This window comes from Bacillus sp. VA15, assembly GCF_055721145.1.
This window is the reverse complement of the sequence record NZ_JBVQPQ010000001.1, coordinates 181,799-197,225: the sequence shown is the minus strand read 5'-3', so window position 1 is coordinate 197,225 and position 15,427 is coordinate 181,799. Positions and strand designations below refer to the sequence as shown.

The window sequence follows — 15,427 nt, the reverse complement described above, 5'->3', positions numbered from 1 at the left end:
CTTACGCCTGTTTAAACTGCGAAATAAATCTGACATCATTTGTATAGAAGTGGCGGATATCATCAATGCCGTATTTCAGCATCGCGATGCGCTCAACACCCATTCCGAATGCGAAGCCCTGATATTCCTTCGGATCAAAGCCTGCCATTCTCAGCACGTTCGGGTGAACCATGCCAGCACCGAGGATTTCGATCCAGCCTGTTCCTTTACATACTGAACAGCCGTTTCCTCCGCACTTAAAGCATGTTACGTCTACTTCTACTGAAGGCTCAGTAAACGGGAAGAAGCTTGGGCGGAGTCTGATTTCACGGTCTTGCCCGAACATTTTTTTCGCAACGAGTTCAAGCGTTCCTTTTAAATCACTCATGCTGATGTTTTTATCAACGACAAGCCCTTCAATTTGCATAAATTGGTGAGAGTGCGTCGCATCATCGTTATCGCGGCGGTATACTTTACCCGGACAAATGATTTTCACCGGCCCTTTGCCTTCATGCTTTTCCATCGTCCGTGTTTGCACAGGAGAAGTTTGCGTTCTCATCAAAGTTTCCTCTGTGATGTAAAAGCTGTCCTGCATATCGCGCGCAGGGTGTTCTTTCGGCAGGTTGAGTGATTCGAAGTTGTAGTAATCCGTTTCAACCTCAGGTCCTTCCTCGACTGTGTAGCCCATACCGATAAATAAATCTTCAATTTCTTCAATGACAACAGTGAGCGGATGGCGGCCTCCGACTGCGACAGGGTTCCCAGGCAGCGTGACGTCGATTGTCTGTCCAGCAAGCTTCTGCTTCATTTCCTCTTCCTCAAGCTTCTCGTTTTTGACAGCAATTGCATTGGCGATACGCTCTCTTACTTCATTCGCGAGCGCGCCCATTTTCGGACGTTCCTCAGCAGAAAGTTTGCCCATTCCACGCAGCACTTCTGTAATCGGCCCTTTTTTTCCGAGATATTGCACCCGAATATCATTGACAATCTTTAATGAGCTTGCCGCTTCTACTTGTTCTAAAGCTTCTTGTTCCAGCTGTTTTAGCTTTTCTTCCATTTTGCATCCTCCTTTTATGTAAACAAATCGTCATATGTCTTTGGAAAATAAAAAAAACCCGTCCCTTATACAAGGGACGAGTTGTGGCCGCGGTACCACCCTTATTTCAGACAGACTAATGCTGTCGTCAGCTTCATTGACATAACGGAATCAGATTCCGGTTCACCTTTACGCGCAGTGTACGCGGTCCCGGCGACAACTCAAGAGGTGAAGCCAATTTCCGGCTGCGTTAAAAATGCTCTCAGTCAGCGGCATTTTCTCCCTGGAAAGCAGTTGATCAGAAATTGAGGTCCTCTGTCACGGTTTTTGAAATATTATGTTCTATTATAGAGAAATCCACCGCTTGGCGCAACACTATCCTCGCAAGTGATACATGAGGATGGCAGCCGCAATGGCAACGTTCAGTGATTCCGCCTGTCCGTAAAGCGGCACATACAGGTTCAAGTCCGTTTTTTCCAGCAAGGCGGCATCCACCCCTGCCCCTTCATTTCCTACAATAAGCCCAAAGGATTCAGCCTGGGACATGTCCCGGTAAGGCGCCCCGTTTTGCAGCGCCGTGCCGTACACTTTTACGCCCTCTGCCTTCAATTCATCCACATAAGTATGCAGGTTTCTTCTCACCACAGGAATATGAAAGTGTGATCCTTGCGCAGATCGCAGTGTTTTTCCGTTATAAGCGTCCGCCGTGCCGTCACCGAGCACAACCGCATCTAGACCGGCCGCATCAGCCGTCCGAATCATCGTGCCGAGGTTTCCCGGGTCTTGAACAGCGTCAATCAGCAGCACCCGCTGAGGCGACGCCAGTTTTTCTTCAGGCATATGGCACACAGCGGCGATCTGCTGCGGCGTTTCGGTTTCAGTAACAGCTGAAAAAGCATCCTCACTCAGCACGTAGCACTGGATGCTCACATCAAGATCTGACGGCATTTTCGTTTCATCCTTTACAAGGATTTCTTTCACCATGCCCGGGCTCTTCAACGCCTCTTCAACAAGATGTTCTCCCTCTATCAGAAATGTATTCGTTTTTGTTCGTTCTTTTTTCGTGTGAAGCTTTTTCCAATCCTTCACTTTTTGGTTTTTTGCCGATTCTATTTGTTTCACTGTCTGTGTGGCTCTCCTTTTTTTAACATGATGTTATTATATCGCAAGATCAGCACATAATAAACCAGGTGCAGGGTTAGAATATACGTATTACATTTTAGGAAAAGGAGCGTTTTACATGGATCTTAATTTACGTCATGCCGTCATAGCCAATGTAACCGGCAATAATCAGGAACAGCTTGAGCATACAATCGTGGATGCGATTCAAAGCGGTGAAGAAAAAATGCTTCCAGGGCTCGGCGTTTTATTCGAGGTTATCTGGCAGCACGCATCCGAAAGTGAGAAAAACGAAATGCTAAAAACGCTTGAAGGCGGATTAAAACCCACCCAATAAGACTCATGAAACCGGGTGACAGCGCCCGGTTTTTTTCTTATATAATAGAAACATGATGAGGAGGAACGCCATGTTTTTACAGCCGTTATTAGCGAAAAAAATCATTGCTGAAGTCAAAAAAATGTACGAACGTGAAGTCATTATTGTGAACACAGACGGCCTTATTATGGCAAGCACAAATGATGAGCGGGTCGGACAATTTCATGAAGGAGCGCTCATCTGCGCAAAAGAGAAACGCAACGTCATTATTACAAAAGAAGATGAAAAGAGACTAAAAGGAGTGAAGGCAGGCCTGAATCTCCCTGTATTTTCTGACCGTGATGTGATCGCCGTCTTCGGGCTCACAGGTGAGCCTGCTGAGATTCAGCCTTACGGGGAGCTGCTTCGGAAAATGACAGAGCTGTTCATTAAGGAATCGTGGCATTTAGAGCAGTCCCAATGGCGTGAGAGAATGCTGGAGTCCTTTATGATCGATTGGCTGCAATTAAAAGAGTGGTCTCCCGGTTTTCTTGAGAAAGCCCAGCTTCTCGGTGTTGACCTTTCCTCCCGGCGCCAAATGATTCTCATTCAAGGATATGAGTGGTCACCTCATGATATTAAGCAAATGACACATATCTGGAAATCTGCGTACCCTTCGGATTTGTTCATCAGGTGGGGAAATGAACGGATTCTGATTAATCACGAAGTGCCAAAGCATGAACAAAGGGATCGGCTTTTGCGGGAGCTCCTTCATATTTGTTCGTTTGCTCATACCGCAAATAGCCGATTTGCGGCAGCTGGTGCCGGAAGGCCTGTGGCAAGCTCCAGCCTGACGGACTCATACGAGCAAGCGGAAAAAGCGCTGGCTGTCAGCCTTAAGCGAAAAACGCCCATCTTCGAAGAGGACCTGAAGCTTGATATGTGCCTGACTGAGATCAGCCCGGGTACCCGAAATGAATTTCCGCAAAGAGTATTCCGGGAGGCGCTTCAGCATCAGGAGCTTATGTATACCATACGGACTTTCTTTCATCACGATTTGTCTTTGAAACAAACCGCTAAAGACATGCATATTCACATCAATACATTGCGTTATCGCCTGTCTAAGGCTGAACAGCTGACGGGTTTGCGTTTTGACTGCACAGAGGATATTGTCACGATGTATGTTGCACTCTATTTTTTAGATCAAGATACAAAATAAAGAGAGTTTCAGTTTCATTTTTTGTATGTTTCTCCATGGAAGGCTTTGCTTTTTTTCTTTTACAATAGATTGAAAGCGTTTTTTGACAGGGGGATGGGTGAAATGATCACCAAAGATGTAAAAGAACAGCTGATCCGAATCGTCGGACCGGAAAACTTTGATGACTCCAATGCCGGCCGTCTCGTCTATTCATATGATGCGACGCCGCAGTTTCAGTCTATGCCTGATGCCGTGATTGCACCGAGGAATACAGATGAAGTATCACGAATTTTAGCGGTTTGCAGCGAACATCAAGTGCCGATCGTTCCAAGAGGATCAGGGACAAACCTGTGCGGCGGCACGTGCCCGACCGAAGGCGGACTAGTTCTTCTCTTTAAGCATATGAACCGGATTCTTGAGATTGATGAAGAAAATTTGACCGCCACAGTCCAGCCGGGCGTCATTACGCTGGATATGATCCGCGCAGTTGAAAGCAAAGGTTTGTTTTATCCGCCTGATCCGAGTTCTATGAAAATATCAACCATAGGCGGAAACATCAATGAAAATTCCGGTGGGCTCCGCGGATTAAAATACGGCGTCACCCGCGACTATGTCATTGGACTGGAGATTGTGCTCGCAAATGGAGACATCATCCGCACCGGCGGAAAACTCGCAAAGGATGTGGCCGGATACGATCTCACACGCCTTTTTGTCGGCTCAGAAGGAACACTCGGCATCGTGACAGAAGCCATCGTCAAACTCGTTCCAAAGCCGGAAACAAAGAAGACGCTGCTTGCTCTTTATGAAAATATCGATGCCGCTGCTCAAACCGTATCAGACATCATTGCCGCAAAAATCATACCCGCCACGCTGGAATTTCTCGACCAGCCTACACTTTTGGTCATTGAGGATTATGCCAAAATCGGACTTCCGATAAACGCAAAGGCCGTTCTGTTAATTGAGCAAGACGGGACGCTTGAAACCGTTGCACGGGATATGGAAAAGATTGAGGCGATCTGCAAAAAAGGCGATGCTGTTTCCGTTCAGACCGCCCAAACGGAGGAGGAAGCATTTGCCCTGACTGAAGCCCGGCGTTCTGCGCTTTCTGCCCTAGCCCGCCTCAAGCCGACGACCATTTTAGAGGACGCGACCGTTCCTCGCTCAGAAATCGCCATTATGGTAAAAGCCATTAATGATATTGCCGCCAAATACGATATTTCCATCTGCACCTTCGGCCATGCGGGAGATGGGAACCTTCACCCGACATGCACGACAGACATAAGAAATGAGGATGAGATGGAGCGTGTCGAACAGGCTTTTGCCGAGATTTTTGAGAAAGCGATTGAACTTGGCGGCACGATTACCGGAGAGCACGGGGTCGGGATCATGAAAGCGCCCTACTTGGAGATGAAGCTGAAAAAAGAAGGCATTGCCGCGATGAAAGCGATGAAAGCGGCATTTGATCCCCGTAACATATTAAATCCGGGCAAAGTGTTTGCGAAAGACGCCAGAAAACGTGTGGTGACGGAAAGATGACAACAAATAAAGAAATGAAACAGATCCAAGATGAGTTCAAAGAGCGTATGGATGAAGGCGAGCTTTTGAATTGTATGCGCTGCGGCTTCTGTCTTCCTTCCTGCCCGACCTATATCGAATCGGGGTTTCAGGAAACTCACTCTCCGCGCGGGCGCATCGCCTTAATGAAAGCCGTAGCTGACGGTATGATTGAACCGGATGAAGATGTCGAACGTTCGCTATCACTTTGCCTCGGCTGCCGCGCCTGTGAACCTGTATGCCCGTCAGGCGTGAAATACGGACAGCTGCTTGAGGAAGCCAGAGATATTATCCACCAAAATAAAAAACATTCGCTCGGCGCACGTGTCATGCGAAAGGCGGCTTTTCACGAGCTGTTTCCGCATCAAAACCGCATGCGCTCAGCAGTAAGCCTTATCGGTTTGTATCAGCGGTCAGGACTGCAAACCGCTGTGCGTAAAACCGGTATGCTTCGCGTCCTGCCTGAGCATTTGCGGACGATGGAAGCTGTTCTACCTGATGTCCCTAAAAGTAAAGACATGAAGCATCGGCCGCGTTTACTGCCGTCAATCGGCCCCATGAAAAAACGGGTCGCCTTTTTTTCCGGCTGCTTAATGGATACAATGTTTTTACCGACCAACAATGCCACACTGAAGCTGCTGCAGTTGGCAGGCTGCGACATTGTCATTCCGCCTGAACAGGCTTGCTGTGGGGCACTGCATGGTCACAGCGGTGAAAAAAACGCGGGGAAAGAGCTCGCTAAACAAAATATCGCTGCTTTTGAAGCGTTAGACGTGGATGCTGTCATTACAAACGCAGGAGGATGCGGAGCCTTTCTCACTGAATATGATCATTTGCTGAAGGATGACCCCGAGTGGTCGGAGCGGGCCACTGCATTTGTTCAGAAGCTGAAAGATTTTTCATCCGTTTTGGTTGAACTCGATTTTCATCAAATGGACTTAGCGCTCAAGACGCCCCAGGTCATTACCTATCAAGATTCATGCCATCTAAGAAATGTGATGCATACGTCGCTCGAGCCCCGCCAGCTTCTTCAAAGCATCAAGGGGGCCGAATTCAGAGAAATGGAGAGAGCAGACAGCTGCTGCGGATCAGCGGGAATTTATAACATCGTGGAAGCTGAAATGTCTATGAAAATACTGGACAGTAAAATGGCTGCCGTCAAAGCAACCGAAGCGATCGTCATTGTGACAGCAAATCCCGGTTGCCTGCTGCAGATGAAGCTCGGCATTGAGCGCGAGGGACTAAGCGGTAAAGTCAAAGCCGTTCATCTGGCTGATTTGCTGCTGGAAGCAGCTGGACACAAAACATCATAAGAAAGCCCAAAACAGAAATTGTTTTGGGCTTATTCCATCGGACTGCAAATTTCAATATAATGTCCATCCGGGTCAGCAATATAGGCGACCGTCTGCCCCCATGGCTTCACTTTCGGCTCCCCAATAATCGTGACACCTTGTTCTCTTACCCTTTTAATAACCTCTTCTACGTTTTCAGTGACAAATCCGATTTCAAATGTGTTTGAAGCAGATGTATCTGGAATGTCTAGCTGCGTGATTTCTCTGGCGCTTTCTCGCGTATTAAGCGCCAATATCGTAGATCCTGTTTCAAATTCGACATACGTTCCGTGTTCAGCACGAATCGGCAGTCCTAAAATATCCCGATAAAAATGAATGGCCCGCTTGCTGTCTGATACGTATAGAATAAGATATTTCATTGATAGATTCATTCCCAATCCTCCTCAACATTTTCATTAGCCCTTCTATCCCGGGATAGAAGCTTCCATCCTTAAGCTCGGATCTCTCCACATCTGCGCCCATTTTTTCACAGCCGCCACGATAATGATGAAGCCTAACAGCAGCATGATGATCGATAATACGCCATTCAATACACTGTAGCCTGCTGCTTCAGGATTGAGATACACATTGCGCACCATCCAATAGCCTGCATAATTGACAGTGACATATAAATAGGCAAGCGGGACAAGGCAGGTCAGAATGTAACGGCGTTTATCAGCGATTTTCAGCACTATAGTCGCTCCGATAATCAGCCCAACTGAAGCCATCAGCTGATTGGACACGCCAAACAGCGCCCAAATAGAACCGATATCCCCTGAATACAGCAAATAGCCCCACATGAAGCAGGCAAGTGCGCTGGCAAATACAGATCCCGGAATCCAGTCTGTTTTCTTCAGCGGTTTATACACCTCTCCAAAGAAATCCTGGATCAAATACCGGGCAACACGTGTCCCCGCATCAATCGCTGTTAAAATAAATACGGCTTCAAACATAATGACAAATTGGAAAAAGTATGAGGCCAAATGGCTGAAAAACGGCATTCCCGTAAAAATATAAGTCATTCCCACCGCAAGCGTGACGGCTCCCCCTGTTCTTCCTTCTAAGTCCAAACCGATTGCCCTGCTCAATTCAGGCAAATGGACGACATCCATACCGAGCGTACGGAAAACCTCAGGCGTGCTGTTAATCGCAAAGTAATCAGCAGGCTGCAAGGCGGTCGCTGCAATCAGCGCCATGATGCCAACAAGACACTCGACAAGCATTGCACCAAACGCAACCGGTTTCATATCACTCCATTTATTCAGCATTTTCGGCGTCGTACCTGAACCGACAAAGGCATGGAATCCCGAGATCGCACCGCAGGCGATGGTTATTGAAATGAACGGCCAAACAGGGCCTGCCAGCACCGGACCGCCGCCTTTTACGAATTCTGTAAACGCAGGAAACGGGATGGACGGATTGACGACAAACACCCCTGCAATCAAAGCGATAAAAACACCGATTTTCATAAAGCTGCTTAAATAGTCACGCGGTGCAAGAAGCAGCCAAACGGGAAGCGCCGCTGCAAAGAACGCATAAACAGGAAGCGCTATTGCAAGCGTTTTCGTATCTAGTGTTAAAAAGTCACCGAGCGCGGTAGTCTGCACCCATGGGCCAATAAAGACTCCTGCCATTAAAAAGAGAAAGCCGATCGTTGACGCAAGCTTTAAATTTCCCGTTTTCTTATAAAATAAGCCCACGCCCATCGCAATCGGAATCGTAATCCCTACCGCAAATGTTCCCCATGGATTGCGTTCAAGCGCATGCAGCACAACCATCGACAGACCCGCCATCGTAATCGTGATAATAAACAGCATGGACAGTCCCGTACAAAATCCGGCAACAGGGCCGAGCTCGTCCTTCGCTACTTCTGACAGCGATTTTCCATTTTTGCGCATCGAGGCAAACAGCACAACAATATCATGGACGGCTCCCCCTATTACCGCCCCGATTAACAGCCATAACAACCCCGGCAAATAGCCGAACTGCGCCGCCAGAATCGGTCCGACCAACGGCCCAGCCGCTGCGATTGCCGCAAAATGATGGCCGAACGAAACCCATTTATTTGTAGGCACATAATCTTTTCCATCCTCAAGCGCGTGAGCAGGCGTTGGCTTGTCATCATTCACTTTGAGAACCTTCACCATCATAAATGTTCCGTATAAACGATAGGCGATAGCCAAAATACACATTGACGCTATCACAATTGTAACCGCATTCATTTTCTCCCATCCCCTTTGCTGTTTTTCATAAATATATCATAATTTTATGGTGAAAAGCGGTCATTTTTTCCTATACAAAAAAGCCGGCTGGAATGGGCCGGCTTGTGGCAATTAGTTTAGTTCAATGTCTCCAGATGTTGTACGAACTTTTAAACGGTTAGAGGTCCCGCTATCACCTACATAACCTACAATACGATGCTCTGATTTTTCTTTATACAAGATGTGATCGAGATTGGCCGCGGCATCACCTGAGTCTGCCTGAAAATCCACTGCCAAAGATGCAGGTTCTTTCTGATACTCTACTGACACACTTCCGCTCGTAGTGACGATGTCGATCTCTTCGTTCTGATGATCCTGAAGAAGATCAATATCCCCGGAAGTTGTCTTATAGTTCACCTTTTCAGCTGTTGTGCGGCTGCTTTTTATTGATCCGCTTGTTGTCTTTACCTCACCTTGGCCGAATGAATTTTGGTCAGTTTGAATTTCTCCGCTCGTTGTTTTTAGCGTCAGCTCGTTTTCGATGCGTGTATGCTTCAGCTCAATATTTCCTGATGTAGAGCCAGCAGCTCCTTGATCCGTTTGCGCATTTTCTATCAGAATATCGCCAGAGGTTGTCGTTACAGTTATCTCATCATACTTCTTTTCCGGAATCGTGATTGTGATTTTCATATCCTTTTCGCTGCCCCACGGTATAAAAGAGATGATATTCTGGCGTGCTATTTGATTGATTTTTAATGAATTGCCATCTTGGCTCACATCGAACAGCTTTTTGCTTTTATCACTGACTTGTCCTTCAGCAGCTACCTGAATATCATCCGTTTGCCCGCTTTTGACCTCTGCATGCATCGAGCTCGTTGTTACCACAATTTTTTTAATATCTGCAGCATCATATGTTTCGGCAGCTTTCACCTCTTCTTTTGTAAAATCCGAGGCAGCTGCAGAGATGACAGCCCCGATTACCCCGACTGAAAATACTGCGATCAATCCTATTATGATTTTTTTCATGTCTGCGCCCCCGTCACCAGCTTTAAATTATATCTGATATATCGCAAACTCATGCCATACAGCAGCTTGCCTAAATGCCACAGCCCTATACACAAGAGCAGCCCCAGACTGCCAAACACGAGTGATAAAAAGAACTCCAGCATCATGTGCGTATTCATTTGAAACATCACCATGCCGACAAACATAATTGGTGATACAGAAAGTGCAAGCGCCGCCCCGCATAAACCCACGTACACTCCAAAAATGCCAATAGCTGGTCCCAGCACAAAAATCAAATTTAAGATGCTTATCGCTGCTGCTGAACATGCCATCTGAAAGAGGTTCTTCTTAGGGCGCTGCACTGCTGGAGCAGTTTCCGTGACATCTGGCACCAATTCCTTTGCTATTTGTTTTGGGGAGCCGAGTTCCCTGATGATGTCCGCTTCCGACCTGCCTTCTTTCATCCCTTCTGTAATATGTTCTTCAAAATCAAATAAGATCTCATTCCGCTCTTCTTTAGAAAGCGGCTGTAACGCTTTACTTAACTCCTGTAAAAACTGTTCTTGATTCATCGTTCTCCTCCCCTTGCCGCATCAATGATTTGATTGACAGATGCTGTGAACTGATCCCATTCTGCCAGCAGCAGTTTCATTCGCATGAAACCAAGCTTTGACATCGTGTAATATTTTCTGGCAGGCCCTTCGGAAGACGGCGCCATATATGTTTCTAAATACTCTTCTTTCGTCAGTCTCCTGAGAAGAGGATATAAGGTGCCTTCAGCAATCGCCATGTGCCTGGAAATGTTTTGAGAAAGCTCATATCCGTATTGGTCTTTTTCGGATATTAATACAAGCACACATAGCTCTAATGCTCCCTTTTTGAATTGAGCATTCATCATAAGATCCTCCCTGCGGCTGGTCAATTTTGTTTATTTTTCCCACCACTTATCCATATGGTAACATCCACTACTGAACATTACAAGGTACTGAATGATATCTACTGACAAAAAAAGAAAAACCGGAGAGAGATCTCCGGCTTTGTTTCTCTTATGATTGTTTTTTCAGGCGGATCACATTCCAGGAAAGCGGCGTGAAATGCGCGGTTAGGCCGTTTTCGCTGACAGACGATGTTCCGTTGGAATGCGGGACGACATTTTTTCTGTTATGCTGGTTTGTCGCTTTGATATCCTGATGCTCGAGTACGATGTGCTCTGCGATTTGATAGGATTCAAAGCCTCTGAGCGAAATCTCCGTCTCCATCTGATCCTCAGCTTTGTTTACCGCAAAAATGGTGAGTGTTTCTTCCTCTTCTGAGTACACAACAGCTGCATCAACATATGGCACATCAGTAAAATCTGAGCAGTCGTACTTCGGAGAAGAAATAAGCGGTTTCAGCGACTCACCTCTTCCGTACACAGAAGCATGCATGTACGGATAGAAAATCGGCTGTCTCCATGCTTCTCCGCCTTTTTCCGTCATGATCGGCGCGATGACATTGACAAGCTGTGCAAGACACGCGATTTTCACACGGTCTGCGTGCTGCAGCATCGTAATGAGCAGAGAGCCGACCAATAAGGCATCTTCAAAATTATAAATATCCTCTAAAATAGGCCGCGCAGTAATCCACGGTTCTACTTTTTTATCAGCCTCATTTGAGTGATACCAAACGTTCCATTCATCAAGAGAGAGATTGATTGTTTTCTTGCTGCGTGTTTTTGCTTTTACATAGTCACAGGTTGCAGCGACAGATTTAATAAAATGATCCAGATCCATGGAACGGGCCAAGTAGTTTGGCAGATTGTTATCTCGGTTTCCGTAATACGTATGGAGAGAAATATAGTCGACATGCTCGTACGTATGCTCCAGTACCTTTGCTTCCCAATCGATAAAGGTCGGCATGCCGCTGTTTGAGCTGCCGCAGGCAACAAGTTCAATTGATGGGTCAACCCATTTCATGACCTTTGCCGTCTCCGCGGCAAGCCGCCCGTATTCGTCAGCTGTTTTGTGGCCAATCTGCCACGGGCCATCCATTTCGTTACCTAGGCACCATGTCTTGATGCCGTATGGCAGTTCATAGCCATGTGATCTTCTTAAATCACTCCAGTACGAGCCTTTCGGGTGGTTGCAGTATTCAACGAGATTGCGGGCAGCATCTATGCCTCTTGTGCCAAGGTTGACGGCCATGTTGACTTCTGTGTTGACCTTTTTTGCCCAAGATAAAAATTCATTTGTTCCCACTTCATTGGTTTCTGTCGTTTGCCATGCCAAGTCAAGCCGTCTTGGGCGGTTTTCTACAGGCCCGACACCGTCCTCCCAGTTGTATCCGGATAAAAAGTTTCCGCCCGGATAGCGGATGATCGGAACCTGCAATTCTTTGATCAGCGACTGGACATCCTTTCTAAACCCGTCTTCATCCGCTTCAGGGTGATCTGGCTCATATATACCTTCGTATACCGCACGCCCCATATGTTCGATAAACGATCCATAAATCCGTTTGTCTACTTCACCGATTTTGTATTCTTTGTCTACAATCATTCGCGCTTTTTTCATCACACGTTTCCTCCCTTTTTAACCTTTGACTCCGCCTACTGTCAGGCCGGAGATAAAGTACTTTTGGAAAAACAAGAAAATGATAATCACCGGCAAAATCGCAAATACTGAGCCGGATATGAGCATGTCATAGTTGTTTCCATAAGGGCTCAGCAAGCTGGACAGCCCAATTGGAAGCGTAAACATTTCTTTCGAACGAAGCACGATCAGCGGCCATAAGAAGTTGTTCCAGCTGTTTAAGGACTGGAGGATAATCATCGCGCCGAAAGCCGGTTTCATCAGCGGCGCCATAATCCTGAAAAAGATGCCGAATTCCGTACAGCCGTCCATTCTTGCAGAGTCCAGCAGATCTCTTGGCAAACCAAGCGCATACTGCCTGAAAAAGAAAACAGCAACAGGCGAAACGATGAACGGCAATATGACACCCGTATACGAATCAATCAAATGCAGTCCGACGGTAAGCTTAAACAACGGAAGCATCATCACTTCCAGCGGAACCATCATAATAATCAGCACAAGAACAAAGATGATATTTCTGCCCTTAAAATCATAAACCGCAAGCCCGTACCCAATCATCGAAGAAAAAAACAGAGTGAGCACGGTCGTAAAAAGTCCGAGCACAAGACTGTTAAAAAACCATTTGAAATAAATGCTGCCGCCATTAAACAGAAATGTGTAGTTATCAAAACTCATCACTTTTGGATCAATATCAAGATTCAGCCCCACACGCAAAAGCTCAGATGACGGCTTTAATGATCCTAAAAGCAAACAGAAAATCGGAAAAATATACAATAGGCTCAGCATAATAAAAAACAGGGTTAGTGCGATTCTGTAAACGCTAAACTGAGGACTGTGCCGCAACATTTATCCCTCCCCCTTAAACGAGCCTGACAGCTTTAATGAAATCAGGCTGACAACAAGTATCACAATCAAAAGCACAATGCCGATGGCCGCTCCGTATCCCATTTCGTTGTAGGCAAGCCCCTGCTGATACAAATATCCGACAAGCGTCAGACCGATATTACCCGGGGAATTATTTTGCCAAAGGACGTAGCTTTCCTCAAACATCCTGAATCCGCCGATGATGCTGATGGTCAGCACATATACGGTTACAGGCTTGAGAAACGGCAGCGTAATGTGCCGGAATTTTTTCATTGTGTTCGCGCCGTCAATATCGGCGGCTTCGTACAGCTCTTTCGGCACATTTTGCAAACCGGCCAAAAAGTAAAGGATGTTGATTCCCATCCATCTCCACGAAGCAAGCAGCACCATTAAAAACATGCCGGTATGCTCATTGTTCATCCAGTTCTGAGGTGAAAAGCCAAGTTTAAGTAAGATGGAATTGGCCAGCGATGTTTCCATTTCTCCGAAGATCAGCCGAAAAATGATCCCCGCCACAATTGTAGAAGTCAATGCCGGAATGAATAGCGCTGATTTGAATATATTTCTGAATTTGACCAGCTTTGAATTCAGGAATATGGCCAGAAGCAAAGGAACAGGAATCAGCACAATCAGCGTCCAAAAGGTGTATTCCAGCGTATTCCAAAGGGCTGTATAGAACGTCGGGTTGTTTAGTGCTGTATAATTAGACAATCCGACAAACGACACCTCTCCCGGCAAAATTCTTTGAAAGCTCATGATGAAGACACTAATGATGGGGTATAGAAAAAATACGAGAAAGGATAAAACGAATGGCGCAGTAAACAGATAGGGCGCCGCTTTTTTCGAATAAAATAAATCTCGCCAGCCTGATTGTTTCTCAGCTGAAGGAACGGGATGAACCGTTCCCGTTTTCACAGGTTTCATGAGAACCTCCCCGCTTTCACTTTTTGAATGGGATTCTATTTCTGTTTCAGTTCACCTGCCGCTCTGTCCAAGGCTTGTTTAGGCGTTTTTTGCTGAGATTTAAGTGCGTCGAACAATACACTTCTGTTGACAAGGTCTGAAGCCTTGGCAAAATCCTCATGTAAATATATCGGATTGATTTCATCCTTGATATCGAGCAGCATAGAAAAAATGCCTGTTCCGTTTTGGAAGTAATCCGTGTATTTGTTTTTCTCTTTCAATTCCTTTGAGCTCCAGACATCCCAGCGAAGCGGGTCAAACCCGAGTACGCTCCAAAGCTTTTTGTTTCCTTCTTTAGAACCCTTCGCAAAAGCCAAAAACTCTTTTGCTAACTCAACATGCTTGGATTGCTTCGGTACAACAGTTGCCGTACCGCCCAAACCTGCCGAACGGTCGCCTCCCTCTTTCCATGCCGGAAGCGGCCGGATGGCAATCTTCCCTTTCAGATCAGGCATATAATCTATGAATCTTCCCATATACCAAATCGGCATCAGAACTGACGCTGCTCCGCCTTGGTTCATAAAGCCGTAATATTCTTCACTATGATGCCCGCCGCCTGGTGCGGCAATCATCGTTTTATCATTAATCATGTCCTTTAAATATTGAAGTGTTTTTACGTTGGTGTCATTATTGAGGATCAGCTTGCCATTTTTATCAAAATAGCCTGAGTTTTGCTGTGAAATCATGGATAAGAACGTTCCCGAATCATTTGTTTCCACCGTTCCCATCGGCTTTCCGGTTACTTTGCGCACTTTCTGCCCGGCTTTATGGTAATCATCCCATGTTTTAATATCATCAGGATCGACGCCGGCTTTTTTCATAACATCCATGTTATAAAACATCACTGTCGTCCCTACATGCGTATCCAGCCCGTAAAGCTTGCCGTTTTTGCTGTACAGGGTAAGCCGTGCCTCAACGAATTTATCGCGGTCCTTTTCAATCAGCGGAGTCAAGTCGGCAAGCGGGATATCAGAGCCCTTCAAAAAGTTTGAAAAACGAGCCAATTCGACATCGGCAATATCAGGGACACCTTCTCCCGCGATTAAGGAGATAGACAAATTATCGTGCATTTGCCCATATGGATAAACGACCGTATTCAGTTTAATTTTGCGGTCAGGATATTTTTTGTTCCATTCCTTCACCATTTCCACATAAAATTGCTCATGAAGTCCGTTAAATGTCCAAAAGGTCAGTTCGGTTTCACCCGATTTCCCGGATGATCTTTCTGCTGAACACCCAGCAATGCATAATGTCAGCAGCAGCATGAGCACAAGAAAACAGGCAGTCATTTTTTTCATTTGCGTTACCCCTTCCA

At 46.3% G+C, this 15,427-nt stretch carries 17 protein-coding genes; 5 read left to right on the top strand and 12 right to left on the bottom strand.

Annotated features, from left to right (window positions below; genetic code table 11):
• Position 1: 1 nt before the first annotated feature.
• Entirely contained in the window at positions 2 to 1,036 is a 1,035-nt protein-coding gene (gene pheS / locus AC0DBE_RS00965) for a phenylalanine--tRNA ligase subunit alpha (protein ID WP_014114709.1), read from the bottom strand.
• An 81-nt stretch (positions 1,037 to 1,117) separates the two neighbouring features.
• Here pheS and AC0DBE_RS00960 point away from each other — a divergent pair, with 81 nt between their 5' ends.
• A complete protein-coding gene (locus tag AC0DBE_RS00960) occupies positions 1,118 to 1,324 on the top strand; it encodes a hypothetical protein (RefSeq protein ID WP_072182844.1) in 207 nt (68 codons plus the stop codon).
• Positions 1,325 to 1,390: 66 nt separating this feature from the next.
• On the opposite strand, the gene AC0DBE_RS00955 is transcribed toward AC0DBE_RS00960, so the two are convergent.
• Positions 1,391 to 2,137, bottom strand: coding sequence for a TrmH family RNA methyltransferase (locus AC0DBE_RS00955; RefSeq protein WP_014114710.1), 747 nt, complete (start codon positions 2,135 to 2,137; stop codon positions 1,391 to 1,393).
• Between the two features lie 118 nt (positions 2,138 to 2,255).
• On the opposite strand from AC0DBE_RS00955, the gene sspI reads away from it, so the two are divergent.
• From sspI to AC0DBE_RS00935, 4 genes are all read left to right on the top strand, one after another.
• Complete coding sequence (sspI, locus tag AC0DBE_RS00950; protein ID WP_472960768.1) at positions 2,256 to 2,471, top strand: small acid-soluble spore protein SspI; 216 nt, start codon at positions 2,256 to 2,258, stop codon at positions 2,469 to 2,471.
• Between the two features lie 70 nt (positions 2,472 to 2,541).
• Positions 2,542 to 3,648, top strand: a complete 1,107-nt coding sequence (locus tag AC0DBE_RS00945) for a CdaR family transcriptional regulator (RefSeq protein ID WP_072182842.1) — start codon at positions 2,542 to 2,544, stop codon at positions 3,646 to 3,648.
• Between the two features lie 102 nt (positions 3,649 to 3,750).
• Positions 3,751 to 5,163 carry a glycolate oxidase subunit GlcD gene (gene glcD, locus AC0DBE_RS00940; RefSeq protein ID WP_472960767.1) on the top strand — a complete coding sequence of 471 codons (1,413 nt, stop codon included), beginning with the start codon at positions 3,751 to 3,753 and terminating at the stop codon, positions 5,161 to 5,163.
• Positions 5,160 to 6,494 carry a (Fe-S)-binding protein gene (locus AC0DBE_RS00935; RefSeq protein ID WP_326201475.1) on the top strand — a complete coding sequence of 445 codons (1,335 nt, stop codon included), beginning with the start codon at positions 5,160 to 5,162 and terminating at the stop codon, positions 6,492 to 6,494. Before glcD ends, AC0DBE_RS00935 begins: the two co-directional genes overlap by 4 nt.
• Positions 6,495 to 6,523: 29 nt before the next feature.
• Here AC0DBE_RS00935 and AC0DBE_RS00930 read toward each other — a convergent pair whose 3' ends face one another.
• From AC0DBE_RS00930 to AC0DBE_RS00885, 10 genes are all read right to left on the bottom strand, one after another.
• Positions 6,524 to 6,892, bottom strand: coding sequence for a VOC family protein (locus tag AC0DBE_RS00930; protein WP_236827595.1), 369 nt, complete (start codon positions 6,890 to 6,892; stop codon positions 6,524 to 6,526).
• On the bottom strand, positions 6,807 to 6,995 hold the full coding sequence (locus tag AC0DBE_RS00925; protein ID WP_072566659.1) for a hypothetical protein: 189 nt from the start codon (positions 6,993 to 6,995) through the stop codon (positions 6,807 to 6,809). The genes AC0DBE_RS00930 and AC0DBE_RS00925 overlap by 86 nt, the downstream gene beginning before the upstream one ends.
• On the bottom strand, positions 6,938 to 8,734 hold the full coding sequence (cstA, locus tag AC0DBE_RS00920; RefSeq protein WP_472960766.1) for a carbon starvation protein CstA: 1,797 nt from the start codon (positions 8,732 to 8,734) through the stop codon (positions 6,938 to 6,940). Before cstA ends, AC0DBE_RS00925 begins: the two co-directional genes overlap by 58 nt.
• A 111-nt stretch (positions 8,735 to 8,845) precedes the next feature.
• The gene (locus AC0DBE_RS00915; RefSeq protein ID WP_472960765.1) at positions 8,846 to 9,739 is read right to left on the bottom strand and encodes a DUF4097 family beta strand repeat-containing protein; all 894 of its coding nucleotides are present in this window, start codon (positions 9,737 to 9,739) and stop codon (positions 8,846 to 8,848) included.
• On the bottom strand, positions 9,736 to 10,290 hold the full coding sequence (locus tag AC0DBE_RS00910; RefSeq protein ID WP_472960764.1) for an HAAS signaling domain-containing protein: 555 nt from the start codon (positions 10,288 to 10,290) through the stop codon (positions 9,736 to 9,738). The genes AC0DBE_RS00915 and AC0DBE_RS00910 overlap by 4 nt, the downstream gene beginning before the upstream one ends.
• Positions 10,287 to 10,613 carry a PadR family transcriptional regulator gene (locus tag AC0DBE_RS00905; RefSeq protein ID WP_003222447.1) on the bottom strand — a complete coding sequence of 109 codons (327 nt, stop codon included), beginning with the start codon at positions 10,611 to 10,613 and terminating at the stop codon, positions 10,287 to 10,289. Before AC0DBE_RS00905 ends, AC0DBE_RS00910 begins: the two co-directional genes overlap by 4 nt.
• Before the next feature lie 151 nt (positions 10,614 to 10,764).
• A complete protein-coding gene (gene abfA / locus AC0DBE_RS00900; protein ID WP_472960763.1) occupies positions 10,765 to 12,267 on the bottom strand; it encodes an alpha-L-arabinofuranosidase AbfA in 1,503 nt (500 codons plus the stop codon).
• A gap of 18 nt (positions 12,268 to 12,285) precedes the next feature.
• Complete coding sequence (gene araQ / locus AC0DBE_RS00895) at positions 12,286 to 13,131, bottom strand: arabinose ABC transporter permease AraQ (RefSeq protein ID WP_003222443.1); 846 nt, start codon at positions 13,129 to 13,131, stop codon at positions 12,286 to 12,288.
• Positions 13,132 to 14,073, bottom strand: coding sequence for a carbohydrate ABC transporter permease (locus AC0DBE_RS00890; protein WP_003222442.1), 942 nt, complete (start codon positions 14,071 to 14,073; stop codon positions 13,132 to 13,134).
• A gap of 35 nt (positions 14,074 to 14,108) precedes the next feature.
• Positions 14,109 to 15,410, bottom strand: a complete 1,302-nt coding sequence (locus AC0DBE_RS00885) for an ABC transporter substrate-binding protein (RefSeq protein ID WP_072182834.1) — start codon at positions 15,408 to 15,410, stop codon at positions 14,109 to 14,111.
• Between the last annotated feature and the right edge of the window lie 17 nt (positions 15,411 to 15,427).